This is a genomic window from Sphingomonas sp. 2SG (assembly GCF_005503285.1).
Lineage (GTDB): Bacteria > Pseudomonadota > Alphaproteobacteria > Sphingomonadales > Sphingomonadaceae > Sphingomonas > Sphingomonas taxi.
This window is the reverse complement of sequence record NZ_SCMZ01000019.1, coordinates 66,930-74,314: the sequence shown is the minus strand read 5'-3', so window position 1 is coordinate 74,314 and position 7,385 is coordinate 66,930. Positions and strand designations below refer to the sequence as shown.

The following is a 7,385-nucleotide window of genomic DNA, read 5'->3' as shown; positions in this document are numbered from 1 at the left end:
GACCAGGCGAGCAGACCGGAGCCTCTGCAACCGCCGCCCCCGGCGCCGGTTGCAGAGGCTCCGGTCTGCTCGCCTGGTCCGTTCATCGTGTTCTTCGAATGGGACAAGTCGGACGTTACGCCTGAGGCCGCGTCGATCCTCGACAACGCCGTCAGCCAGTACCAGAGCTGCGGTAACGCGCAGGTCATGCTGGCCGGCCACGCCGATAAGTCGGGTTCGGCCAAGTACAACGTCGGCCTGTCGCAGCGCCGCGCGGACTCGGTGAAGGCGTATCTCACGTCGCACGCCATCCCCGCCGGTGTCATCTCGACGGAAGCGTTCGGTGAGAGCCGTCCGCGCGTCGATACCGCCGATGGTGTTCGCGAAGTGCAGAACCGTCGCGTGGAAGTCACCTACGGCCCGGGCGCCGGTCAGTAAGACCAGCTCCTACCGCAGGAATGCAAATCGGGAGGTCGGCGCGAGCCGGCCTCCCTTTTTGTATGTCGGCGGTGCGGCGACCGCGACGCCGTTGCTTCACGGCCGCGCGCGGACGACTGTTCGTAGCAGCGGGAAGACTGGCAATCGGCGGGCGTTCGGCTAGAGAGCGGCGGGGTTCATCCCATCCGCCAAGAGGGTAATCGATGCGCATCACGATGATCGGTTCGGGCTATGTCGGCCTGGTGTCCGGGGCCTGTTTCGCCGATTTCGGCCATGACGTGATCTGCGTCGACAAGGACGAAGGCAAGATCGCCGCGCTCGAGGCGGGGCGGATGCCGATCTACGAACCGGGGCTGGAGGCCTTGGTGGCGACCAACGTCGCGGCCGGCCGGTTGACCTTCACCACCGATCTCGCCGCCTCGGTGGCCGGTGCGGATGCGATCTTCATCGCAGTGGGGACGCCGTCGCGTCGCGGCGACGGCCATGCCGATCTCAGCTATGTCTTCGCGGCCACCGAGGAGATCGCCGCGGCGGTGACCGGCCCGACGGTCGTCGTCACCAAGTCCACCGTGCCCGTCGGCACCGGCGACAAGGTCGAGGCAATCCTGCGCGAGAAGCGGCCCGACGTCGCGGTCGCCGTCGTCTCCAACCCCGAATTCCTGCGCGAGGGCGCCGCGATCGGCGACTTCAAGCGCCCCGACCGGATCGTCATCGGCACCGACGACGAGGCGGCACGCAAGGTGATGCGCGGCGTCTATCGGCCACTGTATCTCAACGAATCGCCGATCCTGTTCACCGGGCGGCGAACGTCCGAGCTGATCAAATATGCGGCGAATGCGTTCCTCGCGACCAAGATCACCTTCATCAACGAGATCGCCGACCTCTGCGAGGCGGTGGGCGCGAACGTCCAGGACGTCAGCCGCGGCATCGGCCTCGACAATCGCATCGGCGCCAAGTTCCTCCATGCCGGCCCCGGTTATGGCGGGTCGTGCTTCCCCAAGGACACGCTCGCGCTGCTCAAGACCGCCGAGGATTTCGAAAGCCCGGTCCATATCGTCGAGGCGGTGGTCAAGGTGAACGATAGCCGCAAGCGGGCGATGGGGCGCAAGGTGCTGCACGCGCTGGGCGACAGTCCGAAGGGCAAGACGGTCGCGTTGCTCGGCCTGACGTTCAAACCCAATACCGACGACATGCGCGACGCGCCGTCGATCGCAATCGCACAGGCGCTGCGCGACGCCGGCGTGACGGTACGCGCCTATGATCCCGAGGGGATCGAGCCGGCGCGGCGGATGATGCCCGAGCTGACCTATTGCAAGGACGCCTATGAGGCGGCGGCCGGCGCGGATGCGGTGGTGATCGTGACCGAATGGGATGCGTTCCGCGCGCTCGATCTGCCCAAGCTGGCGTCGATCATGACCGCGCCGGTGCTGGTCGACCTGCGCAACGTCTATCGCCGCGACGATGTCGAAGGGGCGGGGTTCGCCTATACTGCGGTCGGGCGCTGATCCTCGGCGAGCGCTGCGGCCAGCCAGTCGGGCCGCAGCGCATCGCCGATCGCCTCGATTCGGCGATGCTCGATCATCAGGCCGAGATCGGGATAGGTCGCGCGGGTGCGATCACCCGGTTCACCGAGCGGGGCGACGATCAGGCGGCGGTTGACCTTGGCGCGATGGTGCATCCGCGCGGTATTTTCCTGGCCGATATAGCAGCCCTTGGTGAAACTCACGCCGTTGAGTTCGCGGGCGTTGCATTCGAGCCACAGGGTCTCGCCGCTGCCGAGCTCGCCGACGCCCTCGACGACGCCGAGCGACAGACGGTGCGCCTGCCAGCCGGTCGCCGCCGCGGTGGCGGGCGCGATCCAGCGCCAGCCGAGGTGCGCGAGGCGCGGATCGGGAACGCCGCGGCCGGGTTCGCGCGACCAATGGACCGCGAGGCCATCGTCGCGCGCGATCGTGATCGCCCGGCGTAGCCGGTAGAGGCCGAGGCGCCGGACCAACGCGTCGACCTGCCCGGCTTCGGCGTCGAGCAACAGGTCGTCGCCATCCGCCCAGACGATGAAGTCGAACAGCGCCTTGCCCTGCGGGGTGAGGAGCGCGGTCCAGACCGGCAGCGCGCCCATTACGTCGTTGGTGACCAGCCCCTGGAGAAAGCCGCGGACGTCGTCTCCGCTGAGGCGGACGAGCGCGCGATCGGAAAGGGTGGTGTTCATCCGTCTTACCTAGTGTCCGATCGGGCGTCATCAAGCTGGCGGCGTCGGCCCGTCGCCGATAGGGAGGGGCATGACCGATCGCCTGACCATCCGCCGCCCCGACGACTGGCACGTCCATCTGCGCGACGGCGCGATGCTCACCGCGGTCGCGCAGTACACCGCGCGCCAGTTCGCGCGCGCGATCGTCATGCCCAATCTGACCCCGCCGGTGACCGATCTGGCGGCGGCGGCGGCGTATCGCGAGCGGATCATGGCGGCGCTGGGGGAGGGGGCGGACTTCACGCCGCTGATGACCTGCTATCTCACCGACGGCGCCGATGCCGGGATGATCGCCGAGGGCTATGCCGCCGGCCTGTTCGCGGCGTGCAAATTATACCCTGCGCATGCGACGACCAATTCCGCCCACGGCGTCACCGACATCCGTCGGCTGACGACCGTGCTCGAGACGCTGCAGCGGATCGGCATGCCGCTGTTGATCCATGGCGAGGTCACCGATCGCAGCATCGATATCTTCGATCGCGAGGCGGTGTTCGTCGATCGCGTGCTGACGCCGCTGACCCGCGACTATCCCGCGCTCAAGATCGTGCTCGAACATATCACCACTGCCGAGGCGGCGGCGTTCGTCGCCGAGGCGGCGCATCCGATCGCGGCGACGATCACGCCGCAGCATCTGCTGATCAACCGCAACGCGATCTTCGACGGCGGCCTGCGCCCGCACGCTTATTGCCTCCCCGTCGCCAAGCGCGAATCGCACCGGCTGGCGGTGCGGCGTGCGGCGGTCTCGGGCAGCCCGCGCTTCTTCCTCGGCACCGACAGCGCGCCGCATGTCGTCGGCGCGAAGGAATCGGGATGCGGCTGCGCCGGCATCTTCAACGCGCCTTATGCGCTCGAGGCCTATCTGCGCGTCTTCGACGAAGAGGGCGCGCTTGACCGGTTCGAAGGCTTTGCCGCCGAACATGGTGCGCGCTTCTATGGCCTGCCGCTCAACGGCGGCACGGTGACGCTGGTCCGCGCGCCTGTCACCGTCCCCGATCGGATCGGCGCCGGGGATACCGCGGTCGTGCCGTTCATGGCCGGCGAAACGATCGGCTGGCGACTGGACGTCTGAGCCGCCAGCCGCCGCCCGATCAGAAGGGCATCCAGCGCGCCTTGCGCGTGATCTTCATATAGCCGACGTTGACGCCGGCGCGATAGCCGACGCCCAGCCGGATCGGGATCAACACGATATTGCCGCGGCGCAGATAGGTCGCGGCGAAACCGCCGACGAAATATAATCGCCCCTCGGCCGCGGGAAAGCGGTGGAACAGATCCGCGGTGTCATAGAGATTGTAGACCAGCACGAACACCTTGTTGGCATCGCCGCCGGCGTCGAAGCCGATCGACGGGCCGGTCCAATAGACCGGCTGCTGGCCCTCGACCTTGTGGCTCATGATCCCCGAGCCGTAGCGCAGCCCGACCACGAACGCGCCCGCCGCCTCGCGCCCGGCGATATAGGCGTTGGGCTGACCCTGTTCCTTCAGCACCTTTTCCAGCAGACCGGCGAGCCCCGCCGCGCCCTTGCCGAACACGCCTTCGCCAGCGGCGAGCAGGTCGTCGCGCTGATAGGTGTCGGCGGCGCGATTGACCGCTTCGACCCTTGCCTCCTCCGGCACCGCGGCGGCCGGCGGGGCGGACGGGGCGAAGCCCGGCTGCGGGGTGTCGTCTCGCGCGGCCGGCGGATCGGCGCGTCGCGGCGCCGATTGGGCGGGCGTACGCGCCGGGGCGGAGGTGGCGAGGTCACCGTCGATCGCGCGATTGGGATCGATCGTCGTCATCTGCGCCGGCGCACTCGCCGCCAGCAGGCTCGCCGCCGCCATGGAAAACCCGAACACACGCATGCCTACCCCCTCGGACAACCCGATGCGCGCGAGGTTAACCATCGTCGCGCTTGCCGGGCAATGAACGAATGGCGGGATGCCGCGAAATTCCGTCGGATCGCACGACCAAGCGCGGTTGATCCGCCCGCCCACCGCCGCTATAGCGCCCACTCTGCCGCATCCGGAGACGTGGGTGAGTGGCTGAAACCAACGCTTTGCTAAAGCGTCGTACGGGAAACCGTACCGAGGGTTCGAATCCCTCCGTCTCCGCCAGCCGGTCTGCTCTCACAGCGATCGTATCGCCCTCCGGGCCGAGGCGTCTGATTTGCGGGCTATCTTCGGCAGTAGCGATAGCGTGATGCAGCGGATGCTTGCCCGACGCTGTTGTGGAGCGTGTGGGCTTTCAGCACGCCGGACCTACCATTTCGTCCGCAGCGTCAGCCCATAGGTGCGCGGGTCGCCCAGCGTGCCGGTGATCGCCCCGGTATTCGCCGCCGACCGCGACAGGAAATAGGCCGCGTCGGTGATGTTGCGGCCCCAGAGCTGGATGTCGAACCGGCCGTCGAGCGCGCGGACGCCGAAGCGGACGTTGACGAGACCATAGCTCGGGATGGCCGAATAGCGGCTGAGGCTCGCGCTGGTGTTGGTGCTGCTGCGATAGCTGTAATCCGATCCCAGATAGAGTTCGGTGTCATGGCCGTCGGTCGGCGCGATCGGCACCTTCACCTCGCCGCCCGTCGATGCCGCCCATTTCGAGACGCCGGGCAGGCGGCGGCCGCTGAGATCGCAGATCGTCCGGCCGGTGATCTCGATCGGGCAGGGCGCGTTGGCATAAGAGACATAGCGCGCATCGTCATAGGTGCCCGAAGCATAGGCCGACAGCCAGCGTGCCGGCGCGATGCGCACGTCGCCCTCGAAACCGCGGGTGCGGACCTTGGCGGCGTTGGTGAAGAAGCTGACGCCGTTGCGCTCGATGTCGACGATGGTCGTCTGATAATCCTTCACGTCGGTCCAGAAAGCGGCGGCATTGGCGGTGACACGACCGCCCGCCCAACTCGTCTTCAGCCCGGCCTCGTAGCTGTCGATCGTCTCGGGGTGGATCACCGGATTGGCGGCGAACTGGCCGGTGGTGGTGATGTTCGCCAGATTGAGGCCGCCGAATTTGTTGCCGCGCGCGTAGGTGACATAAGCGAGCACCGGGCTGGCGACCTTCCACGACAGCGTTGCCTGACCCGACAGACGCTCGGCCTCGGTCGATGCCGCATAGGCATTGGCGACGCCGTAGCGTGCGCGGATCGCCTGTGCCGCCGCCTGTTGCGCCGGCGTCAGCGCGGCCAGCGAGGCGCCGGTCGCGCGCTGGTCGAAATAACCCGACTTCGTCTCATAGGTATAGCGCAGTCCGGTGGTCAGATCGACCGCGCCCGTGACGTGCCAGGTCGTCTGCGCGAACGCCGCATAGCTGTCGGTGACCGGTCGCGAGTGGCTGACGACGTCATAGCCGTTGAGCGCGGCGGCGCCGACCGCGGCATTGGTGGTCGGCGCGAGGAACCAGTCCGCCGCGCGGCTGCCGTACAGATTGACCGCCTCCGCTGCGATCGACTGATAGAGATAATAGAGACCCGCGACGTAATCGATCCGGCGGTCGCCGTTCGAGGCGATGCGTAATTCCTCGCTGACCTGCTTCTGGTTGTTGCTCTGATGGAAATCGGCGCCGGCGTCGAGCGACGTGCTGTCGCCGTCATTGTGCGGATACCAGTTCCAGGCGCGATATGCGGTGACCGAGGTCAGCGTCGCGCCGCCGAGATCGAAATCGGCGGTGACGTTGATGCCGTGCTGGTTCATCTTGTAACGCGGATCGGCATTGGCGTCGGTGGTGCGCGCCGCAATGTCGGTCGACACCGGCGAATAGCCGAGCCGGGCGGCGCGGTCGTAGTAATTGTTCGCGAACACCGTGCCATTGTCATAGGTGCGGATCGCACCGAGCAGGATGTTGCCGGCGGTGAACGAGGATTGCCGTCCCCAATCGGCGATCAGGCGCAGCTTGACGCGGTCGGTCGGCTGGAACAGCAATTGACCGCGCAGATTGAGGTCGTGGAAGTCCTGGCCATAGCGGCCGTCGAAGCGGTTGAAGGTGAACCCGTCGCGATCGGTCTTCGACAGGAACAGCCGCCCCGCCAGCGTATCGGTCAGAGGCCCTGCGATATAGGCGTGGACCTGGCGAAAGTCGTAATTGCCCAGCGATGCGTCGCCGCCGGCCTCGAGATCGAAGGTCGGCGCTTTGGTGGCGACGACGATCGCACCGGCCGACGTGTTCTTGCCGAACAACGTGCCCTGTGGGCCGCGCAACACCTCGATCCGATCGAGATCGGCAAGATCGAAGACGGTCTGCCCCGGCCGCGCGAGATAGACGCCGTCGAGATAGACGCCCACCGCCGGTTCGAGCCCGTCGTTATAGACCGCGACATTGTTGCCCAGCCCGCGGATGTTGATGCTGGTGTTGCGCGGATTGGTGTTGGTGACGACCAGACTGGGGGTGAGCTGCTGGAGGTCGCGCAAATTGTAGGTGCGGGTCGCCTCGATCTGCGCGGCGCCGAACGCGTTGATGGCGATCGGCACGTCCTGGCTGCGTTCCGGTCGCCGGCGCGCGGTGACGAGGATGTCGCCGCTCGCACCGCTGTCCGCTTCGTCGTCCTGTCGTTCGGTGTCCGGTGTGGCGGCTTGCTGCTGCGCGAAGACGGGAGCGGCGGTCAGGACGGCACTGGCGAGAAGGAAGGACCGGACGAAGGGCGTGGACATGGGGCGGCTGTGCTTTCGTGGCGCTGGCGCGGCGGCTGCCGCATCCCCTTTGGGTAGAAAGATCACCGGCCGTAACGAAAAGCATGAATCCCCATCGGCTTGGTAGG

Annotated in this window: 6 protein-coding genes and 1 tRNA gene; 4 read left to right on the top strand and 3 right to left on the bottom strand. The window is 67.1% G+C overall.

All coding sequences use genetic code 11. From position 1 onward, the window contains the following. Together FFS23_RS10005 and FFS23_RS10000 are read left to right on the top strand one after the other, a co-directional pair. On the top strand, positions 1-417 hold a 417-nt coding region (locus FFS23_RS10005; RefSeq protein WP_137898496.1), incomplete at its 5' end, for an OmpA family protein. A gap of 203 nt (positions 418-620) precedes the next feature. Beyond that, positions 621-1,922, top strand: a complete 1,302-nt coding sequence (locus FFS23_RS10000; RefSeq protein WP_137898495.1) for a UDP-glucose dehydrogenase family protein — start codon at positions 621-623, stop codon at positions 1,920-1,922. Here the strand turns inward: FFS23_RS10000 and ygfZ are convergent. Then, positions 1,901-2,626 (bottom strand): CAF17-like 4Fe-4S cluster assembly/insertion protein YgfZ, encoded by a 726-nt coding sequence (ygfZ, locus tag FFS23_RS09995; RefSeq protein WP_137898494.1) that lies wholly within the window; start codon positions 2,624-2,626, stop codon positions 1,901-1,903. The two genes, FFS23_RS10000 and ygfZ, sit on opposite strands and share 22 nt — an antisense overlap. 70 nt (positions 2,627-2,696) lie before the next feature. Between ygfZ and pyrC the strand changes: the two genes are divergently transcribed. Beyond that, entirely contained in the window at positions 2,697-3,734 is a 1,038-nt protein-coding gene (gene pyrC / locus FFS23_RS09990; protein WP_137898493.1) for a dihydroorotase, read from the top strand. Positions 3,735-3,753: 19 nt separating this feature from the next. Here the strand turns inward: pyrC and FFS23_RS09985 are convergent, their stop codons facing one another. Continuing rightward, on the bottom strand, positions 3,754-4,503 hold the full coding sequence (locus tag FFS23_RS09985; protein WP_038665227.1) for a DUF1134 domain-containing protein: 750 nt from the start codon (positions 4,501-4,503) through the stop codon (positions 3,754-3,756). 162 nt (positions 4,504-4,665) lie between these two features. Here FFS23_RS09985 and FFS23_RS09980 point away from each other — a divergent pair. After that, positions 4,666-4,755 (top strand) — tRNA-Ser (locus FFS23_RS09980). A 144-nt stretch (positions 4,756-4,899) separates the two neighbouring features. On the opposite strand, the gene FFS23_RS09975 is transcribed toward FFS23_RS09980, so the two are convergent. Further along, on the bottom strand, positions 4,900-7,278 hold the full coding sequence (locus FFS23_RS09975; RefSeq protein ID WP_137898492.1) for a TonB-dependent receptor: 2,379 nt from the start codon (positions 7,276-7,278) through the stop codon (positions 4,900-4,902). Positions 7,279-7,385: the final 107 nt, after the last annotated feature.